Origin of the sequence: Pseudoduganella sp. S-14, assembly GCF_049913285.1 — a bacterium.
Classification (GTDB): Bacteria; Pseudomonadota; Gammaproteobacteria; order Burkholderiales; family Burkholderiaceae_D; genus Rugamonas.
Map to the genome: position 1 here is coordinate 547,333 of NZ_CP183991.1, position 18,044 is coordinate 565,376.

Below are 18,044 nucleotides of genomic sequence, written 5' to 3' on the forward strand. Positions count from 1 at the left end.
CCATCGGGGTGCAGCGACATGATGAACAAACCGAACCTTGACCTGCTACGTGCGGTCGCAGTGCTGTTCGTGCTGTTCTCGCATGTATTCCGCACCGCATACGGTCATGCCACGCCCGCCTCGTACGCGATGGGGCAGTTGGGCGTGATGATTTTTTTCGTGCATACCAGCCTGGTGCTGATGCAATCGCTTGAGCGCCAGGACGCAAGCGGCACGGCCTTGTTCAAGCGCTTCTATATCCAGCGCATCTGCCGTATCTATCCCTTGTCGATGACCCTGGTGCTCGGCGTCTATTTCCTGATGGACCAGCACTGGACGTATTACGAGTTGTTCACCAACCTGGCGCTGGTGCAGAACCTGACGTACACGCGGCTGATGAGTGACCCGCTGTGGTCGCTGCCGCTGGAAGTCCAGATGTATTTCATGCTGCCTTTCCTGTTCGTCTTCTTCCGCAACCGGCCGATCAAATGGCTGTTTGCATTCTGGCTGGTTGCGTTGCCGGTGGGGCTGCTGCCGCCCATCGTATCGCCGCGCTTTAATGTGTTGTCCTACGTCCCTTGCTTCCTGGGCGGGGTGATCGCGTGGCGCCTGGGCGACCGGGAACGGCTGCCAGCCTGGCTCTGGCCGCTGGCCTTGGGCCTTGCCAGCCTGGCCTACATCCTGTTTGCCGAAACCCGCACGCATTACTATTCGCGGTGGGCGGTCTGCCTGGCGCTGGGCTTGACCATCCCTTGGGTGCGCCAGCTGGGCACGCCGGTCCTGAACGCCGTGAGCAAGACCATCGCCAAGTACAGCTATGGCATTTACCTGTTCCACTATCCGATGCTGGCCCTGTGTTTCGATACGCTGACAGGCTGGCATCCGGTGGCGCAGTGGAGCCTGTTCTGGGCAATGATGGTGGTCTTGCCTTACCTTGGCTACCATTTGATCGAACATCCAATGATCAAGCTGGGCGCGGCCTGGCGCGAACGCAAGGAGCTCGGCGCGCGCCAGCTTACCGGCGCATGACCTAGCGCAAACCCCGGGCTCCGATCGTGGTGCAGACTGAAGTTCCTGCATCACGCGTCCGGAGCCATGATGCTCAAGCCGAACCTTGATTTCCTGCGTGCGCTTGCCGTGTTGCTGGTCTTGACGGCGCATATCGCCGGCTACACCATCCGCACCAATCCTGTTTCGTTCGCCCTTGGCCAGCTGGGCGTCATGCTGTTCTTTGTGCACACCAGCCTGGTGCTCATGCAGTCGCTGGAGCGCCAGCAACTGGAAGGGGCGGCCCTGTTGCGGGCCTTCTATCTGCAGCGCGCCTGTCGCATCTATCCCTTGGCAGCCGTCCTGCTGCTGGGAATTTACTTCTTCATGGATGCGCAATGGACGCCGTTTGAGCTGGCGGCCAACCTGCTGCTGGTCCAGAACCTCGTGTATGCGCGCTATATGTCGGTGGTGTTATGGACGCTGTGCCTGGAAGTACAGATGTACCTGCTGCTGCCGTTCCTGTTCCTGCTGTTGCGGCGGCGGCCGCTGCGCTGGCTGGTCGCGCTGTGGCTGTTGTCGATTCCGCTGGCCCTGCTACAGCCGCTGGTGACCGCGCGCCTCAGCCTGTTCGAGTTTGCGCCCTGTTTCCTGGCGGGGGTACTGGCCTGGCGCATGCAGGGCAGGGAATGCTTGCCGGGCTGGCTGTGGCCGCCGTTGCTGGCGCTGGCTTGCGCGGCGTTTGTTGCCTATGCGGAGCCGCGCACCAACAACTACGGGCGCTGGCTGGTGTGCCTGGCGGTGGGGCTGGCGATCCCCTGGCTGCGTGAGATGTCGGCACCGCGCCTGAACCGTGCCAGCAAGTCCATCGCCAAGTACAGTTATGGCATCTACCTGTTCCACCCGCCGCTGATGGGACTGGCGTTTCGCACGCTCGATGCGCTCCATCCATTCTGGCAGTGGAGCCTTTTCCTGTCCTTGCTGGTGCTGTTCACCGGCTTGGGCTATCACCTGGTCGAACTGCCGATGATCAGGCTCGGCGCGCGCTGGAGTGCGCGCCGGGCCGGCGCCGCGATGGCGGCCCCGGCAGCCTAGCCCAGCGGCCGCGCTGCCAGTTGTTCCGGGGTGGAGTAGATGGTCAGGTTCTCGCCGGCGAGCTGCTGCAGGTGGTCGAAGAAGCCGCGCGCAGGAATCCACCACGATGGCGCTTCGCCGACCTGGCCGGCATGCAGCAGGCCGGCGCGCTTGAATTCGGCCATGAAATACTGGCGCAAGTCCTCGCGCGAGCGATGATCGATGCGGCGTTGCGCCAGCTCGGGGTCGAAGGGGCGCAACGGCACGTCGCTGCGCTGGCCGGCCTGGTCGATGCATGGCAGGCGGAAGGTCTCCTCGCCCCATACCGGCACCGGGAAGGCGTCGCCCATGGCATCTTCCAGCACGTGGTAGAAGGTGACCGGACCCATCGAAATGCCAAGACCCAGCACCTTGGCGCTATCGAGGCCGATAAAGCGCTGCCACGGCGAGCCTTCGCCAAACACCGAGGGCGCCCGGTGGTGGGCTTCGGTCAGGTAGGCCGCGTGGCGGCCCCAGGCGGAAACCGAATGCGTTGGGTGTACGCTGCGCGCAATGCCGGCGCTGGCCAGGAAGGCTTCCGGCAGGCGGCCCATATTGGTGCCGTGCTTGCGCACATCGAAGACGTAGTCCTTCATGTCGCAGGTGCCGCGGATCGAGCCGCCCGGCATGTAATAGGTCGGCAGCACCAGGGTGCCGTCCGGGCCGACCGCTTCCTGCAGGGCCTGCACCACGGTGGCGGCGCCTCCCTCCACATAGCCCAGGCTTTTCAGCGAGGAGTGGATAAAGACGGCATCGCCCTTGGCAATGCCGAGCCTTGCCAGCCCTGCCACCAGTTCGTCGCGGCTGACGTGGCGCTGGCTCTGCTTGACTTCGCGGGCGCTGCTGCGCCGGCGCAGCTTTTCCAGCATGGCCTTGGCCAGTCGCTTGGCCTGCTTAAGCATTGCGCGCTTTCAGCAAGTCCTGTTCCAACAGGTTGGCGTCGATGCAGAACTTGGCGGCCCAGTTCAGGAATTCATATTCGCCGTAGGCGCCGTCGACTGGGAAAGCGCCTTTCACCGCGCCACGTGTTTCCTTTGGGCCGTCGACCTTGATGGTACGGCGCACGTACTGCGTCAGGCGGCGGCCGGTGTCGAAGTAGCGCTGTTCGCCGGTCAGCTGATACAGCAGGAACAGGCAGTGTGCATTCTGCACCGAGCCGGTCAGGCAGGCCCAGGTAGCGGCAGGATGCCATTGCCTGTCCAGGCGGCCCGGCAGGAATCCGTCGGGGCCAACGACCTCGAGCAAGGCGCTGCCGGTGCGCACGGCAGCTTCCAGCAGCTCGGGGCGTTGCGACAGCAGGTAGCCTTCCAGCACCCCGCGCAGTACATAGCCGATGGTGTGGCTCAGGGGATGGACCGGATCGTTCAGGCAATTCGAGGCAAACCAGCCGTTGGGCTGCTGCTTGCCCAGCGCCCAGGCCACCTGGCGCAGGCCGGCCTCGCCATAGCCGTGGCCCGGGGCCACGCGCTCGGCTTCGAACAGGCCCCAGGCGACATGGGTTTCATAAGCCTTTTCGCCCGGCTTAGCGAACGGTGTTGCATGCTTGCGCCAGCAGCCGTCTTCATCGAGTGAATCGCGCAGCCAGGAGGCGGCGCGATGCATGGCGTCGAGGTATTTGGCGTCGCCGTATTCCTTGGCGCCGGCCGCCAGCCCGAGCAGGATCTGGCCAGTGTTGAAGGTGACCGGCACGCGCGGGTTGGAATCGATGCGGCCACCCTGGAAGCCGCCCTCCGGAAACTGGATCGCGACGAACCAGTCCAGCATGCGGCGCGCCCGCTGGTGCAGTTCGGCGCTGCCCTGGCGGCGCGCCATCTCGATCATGGTCGGCACGATGTAACCGGTGGTTTCCGGGTAGGAGGTGGCCCAGCCCTTGACCAGGCTGAAGTCGCGCGCCACGCCGCCGTCGGCGGAGGCTGAATGGTCCTGGGCCGCGCCCAGCCAGTCGGTGCAGGCGGCGATGATCGCCTCGATGCCCGGATCATGGGCCGGCAAGCCGCGCCGGTCGGCCTCGCGCTCGGCCACGGCGCCCAGCGGCAGCGGCGCCTCGGGGGTGAATTTATTCTTGATCGAGCGCAGGAGCTGGAGCATTTTATTTCCGTTAAATGTTGTCAATTGACCATCATGGTCATGCCAGCCGAGGGGGTGACTGTCAATTTCACGATTGCCGCGATCATATCATTAAGCTAATATGCTGGACGTTTTAGCAATTCCGCACTGGACAACCGCGCTTGCGGCACCGGGTTCGCTCCCCTATCCTGATTGCAATTCCTTTCCCTGCCTCGCCACGATTGCCTCGACTACGATGACATTACAAACTGAACTGGCGCGTGGCGTGAAATGGGTGGCAGGGGCCAAGCTGGGCTCGCAACTGATTACCTGGGGCGTGACAATCTTCGTCATGCGCCTGCTGGCGCCCTCCGATTACGGCTTGCTGGCCATGTGTACCGTCGTGCTGGGCTTGCTTGGCATGTTTGCCGAGGTGGGCCTGGGGCCGGCCCTGATCCAGCGCAAGGAGGTCAGCGAACAGGACTTGCGGCAAGCCATGGGCGTGGTCTGGCTGGTCAACCTCGGCCTCTTCCTGCTGGCCAATGCATTGGCCCCGCTGGTGGCCGCTTTCTACGGCGAAGCCCGGCTGCAGCCGTTGCTGCACGTGCTGTCCGTGCAATTCCTGCTGCTGCCGCTGGCCATCATCCCCGATGTGCGCTTGCAGCGCCGCCTGGAGTACAAGCAGCGGTCGCTGGTCGAACTGAGTGCCGCCCTGGTCGGCTCGCAAGCGACGCTGTTCATGGCGCTGTTTGGCGCGGGCGTGTGGTCGCTGGTGGCCGGCATGCTGGCCACCCAGGCCTGGCGCATGGGGGCGCTGAACTGGTGCGCGCCCGGCCAGCCGCGGCCGGACTGGTCGCTGGCAGGGATGGGCAATCTGCTTGGCTTTGGCGGCAGCCTGACCGCCACCCGTCTGTTGTGGTACAGCTTCATGCAAGCTGACGTGGCGATCGTCGGCCGCGTGCTGGGCGACCAGGCGCTGGGCTGGTACTCGGTCTCGATGCACCTGGCGTCGCTGCCGGTGCAGCGCATGGCAGGGATCCTGAACCAGGTGCTGTTCCCCATCCTGTCGCGCACCCAGCACGACTTGCCGGCCATCCGCGTCGGCGTGCTGCAGCTGCTGGGCTATATCAGCCTGTTGTCTTTCCCCATCCTGTGGGGCATGGCCAGCGTGGCGCCGGAACTGGTGAGCGTGGTGCTCGGCAAGGGTTGGGAAGGCGCCGTGCTGCCGCTGCAGGTGTTGTGCCTGGTCATGCCCTTCCGCACCCTGGCTCAGATGCTGCCGACCGTCACCGATGCGCTTGGCCAGCCGGGCATCAATTTCCGCAATGTGCTGTTGTCCTGCATCGTGATGCCGCCCGCGTTTTACCTCGGTACGCGCTGGGGCATCCAGGGCGTGGCCTATGCCTGGCTGCTGGCCTATCCGATGGTGCTCTTCATCAATATGCGCAGCATGCTGGCCGCCATCGGCGTCGGGGCGGAAGCGGTGGCGCGCCGCACCGGACCGGCGCTGTTGTGCGCCGCGCTGATGTTCGGCGCCGTCACCCTGTTGCGTGCGCCGCTGGCAGCACAGCCGCGCACCTGGGCCCTGGTGGCCGAAGTACTGGGCGGCATGCTGGCCTATGGCCTGGCCAGCCTGCTCTTCAACCGCAGCATGGTGGCCGAGGTGCGCGGCGTGCTGCGCCGGCGCAGTCCGGCGTGATTGTAAATTCGCAACAGCTGTTCATTGATTTTCTCTATTGCAATTTTTGGTGAGTTTCCACCGCGCATCATCTCCCTATACTTGACCGCATGATATGGCCAGGGATGCCCGCTTGCGTCCCGTCCAGGCCATGCGGACCCCCGCTCCCGGTTCGTGCCCATTCTCCCTGTAGATAGCCGACTAAGGAGCATCGCCATGCGCCTCAACACCCCTGTCACCAGTCAGGAGTTCATCCTGGACGATGGCAAGACCATCGTCTCGACCACCGACCTGAAGGGCAAGATCACCTACGCCAATCCCTACTTCATCGAAGTCAGCGGCTTTACTGAAGAGGAGCTGATCGGCGCGCCGCAGAATATCCTGCGCCACCCGGACATGCCGGTCGAGGCGTTTGCCGACCTGTGGGCCACCATCAAGGCCGGCATGCCGTGGAGCGGTATGGTCAAGAACCGCTGCAAGAACGGCGACTTCTACTGGGTGTATGCCAACGTGACGCCGGTGATCGAAGCCGGCCGCCCGGTCGGCTATATGTCGGTGCGCACCAAGCCCAGCCGCGAACAGGTGGCGCAGGCCGATCATCTCTACTGCGAGCTGCGCGAAGGCAACCCGCGCCGCCTGCGCCTCGAACGCGGCCGCCTGCGCCGGCCGGGCTGGCGCCACTGGGCCAGCCAGTTGCGCGACCTCTCATTGGCCAGTCTGATCGGCATTGGCATGGGCGTGCTGAGCGGCTTCCTGGCCCTGCTCGCCATTTCCGGCGCGCTGCAAGGCGCCCCGCTGTGGATGACGCTCGCCAATGCCGCCTTCAGCGCCTTCACGCTGGCCTTCTGGTATGCGCTGCAGCGCGCCATCGTGCAGCCGCTGCGCGAGGCGACGTGCTTTGCGCGCAAGATGGCCGGCGGCGACCTGACCGGCGTCCTCGAGATCGGCGCCGACAATGAAATGGGGCAGTTGCTGGCAGCGCTGCGCCAGACCAATGTCAACCTGCACAGCATCATCGGCGATGTGCGCAGCAACTTCGATGAGATCCAGACAGCCACCAGCGAAATCGCCAGCGGCAACCTCGACCTGTCCGGCCGTACCGAATCGCAGGCTTCGAGCTTGCAGCAGACGGCGGCCAGCATGGAGCAGCTGACCAGCAATGTGCAGCAGAGCGCGGCCAGCGTGCACAGCGCCAATGAACTGGCCGGCCAGGCTTCCAGCGTGGCCGCCGCCGGCGGCTCCATTGTTTCGCAGGTGGTGCAGACGATGGACGACATCAGCCAGTCTTCGCGCAAGATCCTCGACATTATCGGCATGATCGACGGCATCGCCTTCCAGACCAATATCCTGGCCCTGAATGCCGCCGTGGAAGCTGCCCGTGCCGGCGAGCATGGCAAGGGCTTTGCCGTGGTCGCCTCCGAAGTGCGCAACCTGGCTCAGCGCTCGGCCACGGCCGCCAAGGAGGTCAAGCAGCTGATCGACAGCTCGATCGCGAAAGTCGATGCCGGCGCCAAGCTGACCAGCAACGCCGGCGCCACCATGAGCGAAGTGATCGAGTCGGTCGGCCGCGTTACCCGCGTCATGGATGAAATCCACCATGCCACGCAGGAGCAGAGCCGCGGCATCGGCCAAGTCAACCAGGCCGTGGTGCATATCGACGACATCACGCAGCAGAATGCCGCGCTGGTGGAGCAGGCGGCTGCCGCTGCCGGCAGCTTGGCGCGCCAGGCCGAATGGGTGGCACAGGCCATTGCCGTGTTCAAGCTCAAGGAAATCGCGGCGCGCAGCGCAGCCCCGCCGCGTAAGGTGCCGGCCTTGCAATAGCGCCGCAAAATGTTGCTAATAAATAAGTTGAATTTCCCTTTGATTAATATATGATGACTGCTGTTAATTTTAGTTGCGTGCTCCGAGGCCGGGCCCAGCCCTGTAAAGGAGTAAAGAATGTGTGGATTAGTAGCAGTGCTCAACACCGACGGCCGGCCTGCCGAGCGGGGCCTGCTCAAGCGGATGACTGACCTGATCCGCCATCGCGGGCCGGACGGCGAAGGCCACTATCTGGCCGGCCCGCTGGGCTTCGGCTTCCGTCGCCTGGCTATCCTCGACCTGTCGCCGGCCGGGCACCAGCCAATGAGTTTGCCGGACGACGGCCTGACCATCGTCTTCAACGGCGCAATCTACAACTATCTGGAATTGCGCCGCGAGCTGGAGGCCCTGGGCCACCACTTCCGTTCCCGCAGCGATACCGAAGTCCTGCTGCACGCCTACCAGCAGTGGGGCCAGCAATGCCTGTCGCGCCTGAATGGCATGTGGGCTTTCCTGATCCACGACCGGCGCCGCAACCAGGTGTTCGGCGCCCGCGACCGCTTTGGCATCAAGCCCCTGTACCGCTACCAGGACAGCTCGCAAGTGATGTTCGCCTCTGAAATCAAGGCCATTCGCGACTCGGGCCGCGTCCGCGCGGACACCAACTGGCAGGTGGCAGCCGATTTCCTGGTGCATGGCGCTCAGGCGCTGGACTCGGGCCAGGCATCGTTCTACCAGAAGATCTTCCCGGTCGGGGCCGGCTGTGCCTTCGAACTGGAGCTGGACGGCAGCTACCGCGAGTGGCGCTACTGGAGCGTGGCGCAGATCGCGCCGCGCCACGTGGCCGACCCGGCCGGCGAATACGCGGAACTGTTCGAAGATGCCATGCGCCTGCATATGCGCAGCGACGTGCCTGTTGCGGTGCACCTGTCCGGCGGCCTCGATTCCAGCGCCATCCTGTGCGCGGCGGCGCGCATCCGAGCCGCCAACGGCGCCAGCGATCCGCTGCGCACCTTCAGTTTCATGGACAAGGACTTTGATGAGCGCCGTTATATCGAGGCCTCGCTGGCCCAGTCCGGGGCCCTGTTGGAACCGCTGCATGCGAACGCGCGCCAGATCTGGGACGACCTGCCGCAACTGCTCTGGCACCAGGATGAACCGGTGCATTCGATGGCGGCAGCAGTCAGCTTCCAGCTCATGAAGCAGACCGCCGCGCGCGGCGTCAAGGTGGTGCTGAACGGGCAGGGCGCCGACGAGACGGCGGCCGGCTACCCGGCATTTTTCCGCCATTACTGGCACAGCCTGATGCGCGCCGGGCGGCCGCTGCGGGCCTGGAACGAGATGGCCGCCTTTGTGCGCCACCACGGTGGCGACACCGGCCAGCATTTCCGCTCCCAGCTCGACCTGGGCTTGCGTAACGCGCTGTCTGCGCTGCCGCCTTATCGCGCACTGGCGCGGCGGCGGGCCGCTGCTGCCGCCGGCGCCAGTCCCTGGCTGCAGCCGGAGCTGTGCCGCCAGGCGCTGCCGCAGCTGGCCAGCCGCGACCAGCGCCTGCCGGCCACGCTCAGCAACGCGGTCTCGGTGGCGCCCTTGCCGCTGTTCCTGCGGGTGGAAGACCGCAACGCCAGCGCCCATTCGATCGAAGGACGGGTGCCGTTCCTGGACTACCGCCTGGTGGAATTGCTGTTCCAGCTGCCGGACGACTGGCATATGCGCGGCCACTGGAACAAGTACGTGCAGCGCGAGGCGTTGCGCGGCCGGATTCCTGAGCTGGTGCGCACGCGCGTCGACAAGATGGGCTTCCCGGTGCCGTCGCGCCGCTGGCTGTGCGGCGCCATGTATGAAATGGCGCGCGACCTGCTCGGCAGCCGAGCGGCACGCGAACGCGGCATCTACAATGTGCCTGCCTTGTTGCAGAAACTCGACCGCATGAAGGCCGACGAGGCCGAGCCGGCGATCCCGCTGTTCGATATCGTCGAGTTCGAGCTGTGGTGCCGGATGGAGCCGCCCCAGGCCAGTCTGCAGGCGCCGATCGCGGCCTGAGGTGTCGCGGAAAAGCCTTTGTGTTGTAGCAACTCGCATAAAGGCTGTGACAGGAGCCTCGCCGTGGTGTAAAATTGACAATGGATGCCACAATTGCAATAAAGTTGACACATAAGTCAATCTGAGCGTGGCGCCGATCCAACTGTTCCACAAAGAAATGTTAAATGCGCGCAGAGCGAAAGCGGCCGCAAGGGGCCGTCTTTCCCCCGCAAATCGGGCATTCCTTGTGAACCCGGCATTGTAGTTGGCTGGCGCCTGTTATATGGTTAGCATAAGTGTAATAAGTAATTCGATCGGGAACTAAACATGGATGACACAAAGGTTGTTGCTGTAGTTGGCCTCGGCTATGTCGGTTTGCCGCTGGCTGTTGAGTTTGGCAAGAAACGCAAGACTATCGGTTTTGACCTGTCGCAGTCCAAGATTGAGAATTACCGCAAATTCTGCGATCCGACCGGCGAGGTGTCGGAAGCTGAGTTGCGCGAAGCAAGCCATTTGCACGTGACCTACGATCCGGCCGCGTTGGCCGAAGCCGATTACATCGTGGTGGCCGTGCCGACCCCGGTCGACAATGCCCATTCGCCCGATTTCAGCCCGCTGGTCGGCGCGTCGACCACGGTCGGCAAGTACATGAAGAAGGGCGCCATTGTCGTGTACGAATCGACGGTCTACCCGGGCGCCACCGAGGAAGTGTGCATCCCCGTGCTGGAACAGCATTCCGGCCTGAAATGGCCGCAAGACTTCAACGTCGGCTACTCCCCGGAACGTATCAACCCGGGCGACAAGCAGCACCGCCTGACCACGATTTTGAAGGTGGTCTCCGGAGATAATCCAGCAACTCTGGAACAGGTTGCTAAACTATATGAGTCGATAGTGACTGCTGGGGTCTACCGGGCTTCCAGCGTGAAAGTTGCGGAAGCGGCCAAGGTGATCGAAAATACCCAGCGCGACCTGAATATCGCGCTGATGAACGAACTGGCAATCATCTTCGACAAGATCGGCATCGATACGCTGGAAGTGCTGCAGGCGGCAGGCACCAAGTGGAATTTCCTGCCTTTCCGGCCCGGCCTGGTTGGCGGCCACTGCATCGGCGTCGATCCCTACTATCTGACCCACAAGGCCGACATGATCGGCTACCACCCGCAGGTGATTCTGGCGGGGCGCCGCATCAACGACGGCATGGCCAAGTTCGTGGCCGAGAAGACCGTCAAGCAGATGATCGCGGCAGGCTGCCACATCAAGGGCGCGAAAGTGAACGTGCTGGGCCTGACCTTCAAGGAAAACTGCCCGGACTTGCGCAATTCGAAGGTGGCGGACGTGGTGTTTGAGCTGAAGTCGTATGGCCTGGACGTGCATGTGCACGACCCGGTGGCCGATTCCGAGGAATCGGTGCACGAATATGGTATTCGCCTGGAAAGCTGGGACAGCCTGCCGCAAGCCGATGCGGTGGTGGCGGCGGTGTCGCACAAGGAATTGCTGGCGCTGTCGCTGGCTGACCTGTCGGCCAAGCTGAACCCGGGTGGCGTCTTCATCGACGTGAAATCGGCATTCAATATGGCAGGCCTGGAAGAAGCTGGTTACAGCGTCTGGCGCCTGTAAGAAAAAAATATCAGGGAAGCCTGGGAGGGCTGTTGTGGGCAAGTTTGACGAAGTGCGGCTGCACCTGCGTGGCCAGCGATACCATTGGCTGGTCACGGGTGCCGCCGGATTCATCGGCTCCAATCTGGTGGAGGCGCTGCTCAAGCTCGGCCAGCAGGTCACGGGCCTGGACAACTTCGCCACCGGTCACCAGCACAACCTGGAGCAGGTGCGCGAAGCGGTCGGCTCCGCGGCCTGGGCTTGCTTTACCTTCATCGAAGGCGATATCCGCGACTTGGCGACCTGCCAGCAAGCCTGTGCCGGGAAAGACTACGTGCTGCACGAGGCCGCACTGGGTTCGGTTAGCCGCTCGATCGACGATCCGCTGCTGACCCACGGCACCAACGTGACCGGCTTCCTGAACATGCTGGTGGCGGCGCGCGACGCACAAGTGAAGCGCTTCGTCTACGCGGCATCGAGCTCCACTTACGGCGACCATCCCGCGCTGCCGAAAGTGGAGGACACCATCGGCCGGCCGCTATCGCCCTATGCCGTCACCAAATACGCCAACGAGCTGTATGCCGACGTGTTCGCCCGCACCTATGGCATGGAAACGATCGGCCTGCGCTATTTCAATGTGTTCGGCCCGCGCCAGGACCCGGAAGGCGCTTATGCGGCAGTGATACCGCAGTGGGTCTCGGCCCTGATCCGCAACCGTCCCCTGTTCATCAACGGCGACGGCGAAACCAGCCGCGATTTCTGCTTCATCGACAACGTGGTGCAAGCCAACCTGCTGGCAGCCATGGCCGACCAGCCGGGCGCCGCCAACCAGGTGTACAACGTGGCGCTCAATGAGCGCACCAGTCTCAACCAGCTGTACCTGATGATGCGCGAGCTGCTGCAGGAGCGTTTCCCGCACCTGCTCCAGCACCAGGCGCAATACCAGGGATTCCGGGCCGGCGACGTGCGCCATTCGCAGGCCGATATCAGCAAGGCGCGCGAGCTGTTGGGTTTCAATCCCTCGCATCGTATCGGCGAGGGATTGAAGGAAGCCATGGACTGGTATATCCGCCACCTGGCTCCTCAAGAATAGTCAACGAGACATGGCCGCAAGGCTCCGCGCGCTTTCACGGCCAGCATGAGCAGTAAAGCGGGAGGGAATAAAAATGCTAAGAATTTCCAATCACTACATTTCCAAGGTTGTCTTCAGCCTGCTTTTCCTGGAGGTGTTGATCCTGATTGGCTCGTTCTACGCTGGCGCTGGTCTGCGTTTTTTCGACGGTGACCAGTTCGCCATACCGAAGCTCGACCACTTCTTCATGTCGGCCTGCATTTTTGCAGCCGCCATCGTGTTCAGCATGTCTGCGCTGGGCATGTACCAGATCAATTTCCAGGAAGGCCTGCGCAATCCCTTCTTCCTGCAATTGATGCCTTCGTTTGCCATGGGCTTTTGCATCCTGACCCTGGTGTTCTACCTGGCGCCCGACCTGTATTTCGGGCGCGGCATCCTGGTGCTGGTGTTTATCATTTCCGGTGCCGGCATCCTGCTGGCGCGCGCCATGTTCATGAAGACCTCGCGCACGCACTTCCTGGCCACCCGCATCATCTTCCTCGGCAGCGGCGCCATGGCCAAGGAATGCGGCGAGCTGGCCACGCGCGAGACCAACTACCGCCGCTACGACGTGGCCGGCTACGTGGCAGTGCCGTCGGAAGAAATCTGCGTGCCGCAGAACCAGCTGCTGCGCCTGCCGGAGGGCGGTTCCCTGGTAGCGCTGGCAAACGCCCAGCGCGTGTCGGAAATCGTGGTCTCGGTGCAGAACCGCCGCGGCGGCGCCTTCCCGATCAAGGAATTGCTCGAATGCAAGCTGTACGGCATCCAGGTCACCGACGCCGCCACCTTCTTCGAGCGCGAAACCTACCAGATCCGCGTGGAATCGGTACAGCCTTCCTGGCTGGTGTTCGGCGGCGGCTTCGACCAGAGCTTCATGCGCACGTTCATGAAGCGCGCGGTGGATGTGCTGGCCAGCGTGTCGCTGCTGGTGGTGTCCCTGCCGGTCATGCTCCTGACCGCGATTGCCATCGTGATCGAGGACGGCGCGCCGATCTTCTATTCGCAGGAACGGGTGGGCATGGATGGCCGCGTGTTCCGCGTCCTGAAATTCCGCAGCATGTTCAAGAACGCGGAAAAGAACGGCACGCCGCAATGGGCCGCCAGGAACGACCCGCGCATCACGCGCGTGGGCAACATCATCCGCAAGCTGCGCATTGACGAGCTGCCGCAGATTCTCAATGTGCTGAAGGGCGAGATGTCCTTCGTCGGCCCGCGTCCCGAGCGTCCCTACTTCGTCGAGCAACTGACGGAGCGCGTGCCTTACTACAATGTGCGCCACAGCATCAAGCCCGGCATCACCGGCTGGGCCCAGGTGCGCTATGGCTATGGCGATACGGTCGAAGACGCGCTGCAGAAACTGCAGTACGACCTGTACTACGTCAAGAACAACAGCCTGCTGCTCGATGTGCTGGTCCTGATCGATACCATCAAGGTGGTCATGTTCAGGGGAGGCCGCTAAGGACATGGAGGCCTGATGCCGACCAGTATCACGGCCTTCAGTTACGCCAGCGCCGCGCTGGCGTTTCTGTTATTTAGCGTGCTGGTCCTGACCGGCTGGCGCCAGCGCCCGGACCAGCGCCCGCACCAGCGCGTGCTGGCTACGGCGTCGCTGCTGACGGTGCTGTGGGGCGCGGTGATGGCCAGCGCCACCGTGGTGCCCTGGGCGCCGTGGGTTCTGCATGGCGCCGAATGGCTGCGCAACGCGGCCTGGACGGTCGTGCTGCTGGCCATGCTGGGCCTGTGGCAGCGCAGCGCGCGCACCTTCCAGGCCAGCGTCGCCGTGTATGGCGCCATGTTGCTGGCCAGCCTGCTGGCGCAGCAGTTGCCGCCAGGGCTGGCCTTCCACGCGCTGGCCATCGGCCGCCTCGGCATGGCGGTGCTGGGCATGCTGCTGGTGGAACAGCTCTACCGCGACCGCAGCGTGCAAGTGCGCTGGGCCATGAAGTTCATCTGCCTCGGGCTGGGGGCGCTGTTTGCCTACGATTTCTACCTGTACAGCGATATGCTGCTGCTGCGCGAACTTGATCCCGAATTGTGGGCGGCGCGCGGCCTGGTCAATGCGCTGATCGTGCCGCTGCTGGCGATTTCCCTGCTGCGGCGCGCGTCCTGGCCGGCGCAGCTGGCCGTCTCGCGCCGCGTGGCCTTCCATTCGGCGGCACTGCTGGGCTCGGCAGTCTACCTGCTGGCCATGAGCATGGCGGCCTACTACCTGCGTTTCGTGGGCGGTTCCTGGGGCGGCCTGATGCAGCTGGCCTTCCTGTTTGGCGCCACTTTCCTGCTGGCCGGCGTGCTGTTCTCGGGCTCCTTCCGCGCCTGGCTGAAAGTGTTCATCAGCAAGCATTTCTACCGCTACAACTACGATTACCGCGAAGAGTGGCTGGGGTTCACGCGCACCCTGTCGGCTACCGGGCCCAACCTGGGGGAGCGCACCATTTCCGCCCTGGCCGAGCTGGTGGAAAGCCAGGGCGGCGCCCTGTGGATACGCCGCGAACAGCGCTTCGAACCGCTGGCCTCCTGGCATGTGCAGGCCCAGCAGGCGAGCGAGCCGGCCGATTCCGCGTTCTGCCAATTAATGGAAAGCAAGCAATGGCTGGTGGAAGTGGCCGCCCACGACTTGCACGATCCGGAAGTGCCGTTGCCGGCCTGGCTGCTGGCCTTCCCCAAGGCCTGGCTGGTGGTGCCGCTGCTGCTGCAGGGCCGGCTGGCCGGCTTCGTCGTGTTGATGGCCTCGCGCAGCGAAGTCAAGCTCAACTGGGAAGTGCTGGACTTGCTGAAGATTGCCGGCACCCAGGCCGCCTCCTACCTGGCCCAGCAGGAGGCCGACAACGCTCTGATGCTGGCGCGCCAGTTCGACTCGTTCAACCGCCTGTCCACCTTCGTGGTGCACGACCTGAAGAACCTGGTGGCGCAGCTGTCGCTGCTGACCGCCAATGCGGAAAAACATGCAGACAATCCCGAGTTCCAACGCGATATGATGGAGACCGTGACCCTGTCGGTGCAAAAAATGAAACTGATGCTGCAAAAGCTCAGCCGTACCGCTTCCCCCGAGCGCGCCGTGCCGCAGGACCTGGGGACGTTGCTGGCGCAGGCCGTGGCGCTGAAGGCGGCCTTCGAGCCCACGCCGTCGCTGCAGCTGGTCGAGGCCGGCCTGAAAGTGCTGGCCGAGGGCGAGCGGCTGGAAAGGGTGCTGGGCCACCTGATCCAGAACGCCATCGAGGCCACGCCGCGCGACGGCAAGGTCTGCGTGCGTCTGGCGCGCGACGGCGACAGCGTGCTGGTGGAAGTGGCTGACACCGGCACCGGCATGAGCGAGGAATTCATCCGCGAGCGCCTGTTCAAGCCGTTCGACTCGACCAAGTCGGCCGGCATGGGCATCGGCGCCTTCGAAAGCCGGGAATACATCCACCAGCTGGGTGGAACGCTGCAGGTGCGCAGCACGCCGGAACAAGGCACCACATTCACGGTCAGCCTGCCGCTGTACCGCCAGCAAACCATTGAACAAGCCGCCTGAAGGCGCGAGGACCAGTTGTGAGCCAGAGCAAACCCAAGCTGTTGATTATCGAAGACGACCCCGGCCTGCAAAAGCAGCTCAAGTGGAGTTTCGACGACTACGATGTGGTGGTGGCGGGCGACCGCGAAGCGGCGCTGGCCCAGTTGCGTCGCCATGAACCGGCCGTCTGCACCATGGACCTCGGCCTGCCGCCTGACCCGGATGGCGCCACCGAAGGCCTGGCCACGCTGCAGCAGATCCTGGCACTGGCGCCCGACACCAAGGTCATCGTCCTGACCGGCAACCAGGACCGCGCGCACGCGGTGCAGGCGATTGCCATGGGCGCCTACGATTTCCACCAGAAGCCGTGCGAGCCGGAACTGCTGGCGCTGGTGATCAGGCGCGCTTTCTTCCTGCATGGCCTGCAGCAGGAAAACCGCCGCATGCAGCAAGGCGGCGCCGACACTCCGCTGGCCGGCATCATTTCGCGCGACCCCGGCATGCTGAAGGTGTGCCGCCAGGTGGAAAAAGTCGCGCCCAGTTCGGCCACCACCATGGTGCTGGGCGAATCGGGCACCGGCAAGGAAGTGTTCGCCCGTGCCCTGCACCAGGGCAGCCCGCGCGCCAAGGAACGCTTCATGGCCATCAACTGCGCGGCGATTCCGGAAACCCTGCTGGAATCGGAGCTGTTCGGCTACGAGAAGGGCGCGTTTACCGGCGCCGTCAAGCAAACCAAGGGCAAGGTGGAAGCCGCCAACGGCGGCACCTTCTTCCTCGACGAGGTGGGCGACCTGCCGATGCCGCTGCAAGCCAAGCTGCTGCGCTTCCTGCAGGAGCGCGTGATCGAGCGCGTCGGCGGCCACGAGGAAATCCCGGTCGACGTGCGCATTGTCTGCGCCACGCACCAGAACCTGAAGGAGCTGGTGAAAGCCGGCCGCTTCCGCGAAGACCTGTATTACCGCCTGTCGGAGATCGTGCTGACCATCCCGCCGCTGCGCGAGCGCGACGGCGACTCGGTGTTGCTGGCGCAGCACTTCAAGAACCGTTTCTGCGCCCAGGAGGGCCGTGGCAACCTGCATTTCAGCCCCGACGCCCTGGCCCAGATCGCCCACCACGATTGGCCGGGCAATGTGCGGGAAATGGAAAACTGCATCAAGCGCGCCATCATCATGGCCGACGGCCCGGCCATCACGGCCGACGACCTCGGCCTGTCGGGCGCGCCGGTGGAGGAAGAGCCGTTCAACCTGCGCCAGGTGCGCGACGAGGCCGAATACCGCGCCATCGTGCGCGCGCTGGCGCGCGTCGAAGGCAATATCGTCAAGGCGTCCGAACTGCTGGGCGTGTCGCGCCCGACCCTGTACGACCTGCTGGAGCGTCACGCCATCAAGGCGTCGTCCTGATCGGAAAGTTCCAGGTAGGCGCGCAGCGGATGCTGCTGTCGGGCGGCCAGGTCTTCGACCTGGCGCAGTCTTTCGTTCGCCACCGGCAATGGAAAGACGCCGCAGGCGACGCGCCCCTTGTGATGGACTTCCTGCATCAACGCGCCCGCCTCCGCCGACGACTTGGAGAACACGGTCTGCAAGACGTCGACGACAAATGCCATGGGCGCGAAATCGTCGTTGCGCAGGAACAGCCGGGCCGTGGCTGTCGCGTGAGGCGGCCCGGCAGTTGCCGCCGCCGGCATCGGGTGCGAGACATTGGCCAAATGGCACACTAGCGCGTAGCGCGTCACGCCATGCCGTATCAGGATTTCGCTGGCCAAGCCAGCCGTATTATCGAGGATCGAGAGCAGCAGGTCGCTGGCTTCGACAGTCTTTGGCGGCGCGACGCGCAGGATGGCGCGCATCAGCACGTGCTCGACATCGCTGGCGACGTGCGGGCGCTCGTCCAGCCAGCGGCCGAGCGGCGCGACAGCGCGTGGCAGGCAGCTCCGCGCCAGTGATTGCAGCATCTTCTTCAGGCTGCCACGCCGGTTCCGCTGCCGTGCGGCCAGCAGCGCTGGTTCGCGCGCCAGGATGCCATCCAGTTCGGCGCGCAGCGCGGCGCGTTTCGCCTGCCCCAGGCCGGCATGCCAGAACGCGGCGACGCTAGCCTGGCCCAGGAGCGCCGCCAACAAGCGCTCGAGCGTGATGATGGGCAACCGTTTGGCCCGCGCCGTGCGAAACAAGTCCTTTAAAAGATCCTCAACTGCGGGGGCGATGCGCAATGTACCGGTCATG

General features: G+C 64.1%; 13 protein-coding genes. 10 read left to right on the top strand and 3 right to left on the bottom strand.

Translation table 11 applies throughout. The features are described from left to right. Positions 1 to 18: 18 nt before the first annotated feature. Both ACN9MZ_RS02575 and ACN9MZ_RS02580 read left to right on the top strand, forming a co-directional pair. A complete protein-coding gene (locus ACN9MZ_RS02575) occupies positions 19 to 1,008 on the top strand; it encodes an acyltransferase family protein (RefSeq protein ID WP_426340764.1) in 990 nt (329 codons plus the stop codon). Positions 1,009 to 1,074: 66 nt separating this feature from the next. Further along, entirely contained in the window at positions 1,075 to 2,061 is a 987-nt protein-coding gene (locus ACN9MZ_RS02580) for an acyltransferase family protein (RefSeq protein WP_426340765.1), read from the top strand. Here ACN9MZ_RS02580 and ACN9MZ_RS02585 read toward each other — a convergent pair. Both ACN9MZ_RS02585 and ACN9MZ_RS02590 read right to left on the bottom strand, forming a co-directional pair. Next, positions 2,058 to 2,981, bottom strand: a complete 924-nt coding sequence (locus ACN9MZ_RS02585) for an AAC(3) family N-acetyltransferase (RefSeq protein WP_426340766.1) — start codon at positions 2,979 to 2,981, stop codon at positions 2,058 to 2,060. The genes ACN9MZ_RS02580 and ACN9MZ_RS02585 overlap by 4 nt on opposite strands. After that, complete coding sequence (locus ACN9MZ_RS02590; RefSeq protein WP_426340767.1) at positions 2,974 to 4,167, bottom strand: hypothetical protein; 1,194 nt, start codon at positions 4,165 to 4,167, stop codon at positions 2,974 to 2,976. The genes ACN9MZ_RS02585 and ACN9MZ_RS02590 overlap by 8 nt, the downstream gene beginning before the upstream one ends. Positions 4,168 to 4,381: 214 nt before the next feature. Here ACN9MZ_RS02590 and ACN9MZ_RS02595 point away from each other — a divergent pair, with 214 nt between their 5' ends. The 8 genes from ACN9MZ_RS02595 to prsR all read left to right on the top strand — a co-directional run bounded on the left by ACN9MZ_RS02595 (position 4,382) and on the right by prsR (position 17,225). Beyond that, positions 4,382 to 5,824: a lipopolysaccharide biosynthesis protein gene (locus ACN9MZ_RS02595; protein ID WP_426340768.1), complete on the top strand. Its 1,443-nt coding sequence runs from the start codon at positions 4,382 to 4,384 to the stop codon at positions 5,822 to 5,824. Between the two features lie 195 nt (positions 5,825 to 6,019). Continuing rightward, on the top strand, positions 6,020 to 7,627 hold the full coding sequence (locus tag ACN9MZ_RS02600; RefSeq protein ID WP_426340769.1) for a methyl-accepting chemotaxis protein: 1,608 nt from the start codon (positions 6,020 to 6,022) through the stop codon (positions 7,625 to 7,627). A 117-nt stretch (positions 7,628 to 7,744) separates the two neighbouring features. Further along, entirely contained in the window at positions 7,745 to 9,649 is a 1,905-nt protein-coding gene (gene asnB, locus ACN9MZ_RS02605; protein ID WP_426340770.1) for an asparagine synthase (glutamine-hydrolyzing), read from the top strand. 306 nt (positions 9,650 to 9,955) lie between these two features. Next, entirely contained in the window at positions 9,956 to 11,245 is a 1,290-nt protein-coding gene (locus ACN9MZ_RS02610) for a nucleotide sugar dehydrogenase (RefSeq protein ID WP_426340771.1), read from the top strand. Positions 11,246 to 11,279: 34 nt separating this feature from the next. Then, the gene (locus ACN9MZ_RS02615) at positions 11,280 to 12,317 is read left to right on the top strand and encodes an SDR family oxidoreductase (RefSeq protein ID WP_426340772.1); all 1,038 of its coding nucleotides are present in this window, start codon (positions 11,280 to 11,282) and stop codon (positions 12,315 to 12,317) included. A 73-nt stretch (positions 12,318 to 12,390) separates the two neighbouring features. Beyond that, positions 12,391 to 13,794 (top strand): TIGR03013 family XrtA/PEP-CTERM system glycosyltransferase, encoded by a 1,404-nt coding sequence (locus ACN9MZ_RS02620; RefSeq protein ID WP_426340773.1) that lies wholly within the window; start codon positions 12,391 to 12,393, stop codon positions 13,792 to 13,794. A 15-nt stretch (positions 13,795 to 13,809) separates the two neighbouring features. Then, positions 13,810 to 15,846, top strand: a complete 2,037-nt coding sequence (gene prsK, locus ACN9MZ_RS02625) for an XrtA/PEP-CTERM system histidine kinase PrsK (RefSeq protein WP_426340774.1) — start codon at positions 13,810 to 13,812, stop codon at positions 15,844 to 15,846. Between the two features lie 17 nt (positions 15,847 to 15,863). Next, on the top strand, positions 15,864 to 17,225 hold the full coding sequence (gene prsR / locus ACN9MZ_RS02630; RefSeq protein ID WP_426340775.1) for a PEP-CTERM-box response regulator transcription factor: 1,362 nt from the start codon (positions 15,864 to 15,866) through the stop codon (positions 17,223 to 17,225). Here prsR and ACN9MZ_RS02635 read toward each other — a convergent pair. Beyond that, the gene (locus ACN9MZ_RS02635; protein WP_426340776.1) at positions 17,201 to 18,043 is read right to left on the bottom strand and encodes an ATP-dependent Clp protease adaptor ClpS; all 843 of its coding nucleotides are present in this window, start codon (positions 18,041 to 18,043) and stop codon (positions 17,201 to 17,203) included. The two genes, prsR and ACN9MZ_RS02635, sit on opposite strands and share 25 nt — an antisense overlap. Between the last annotated feature and the right edge of the window lies 1 nt (position 18,044).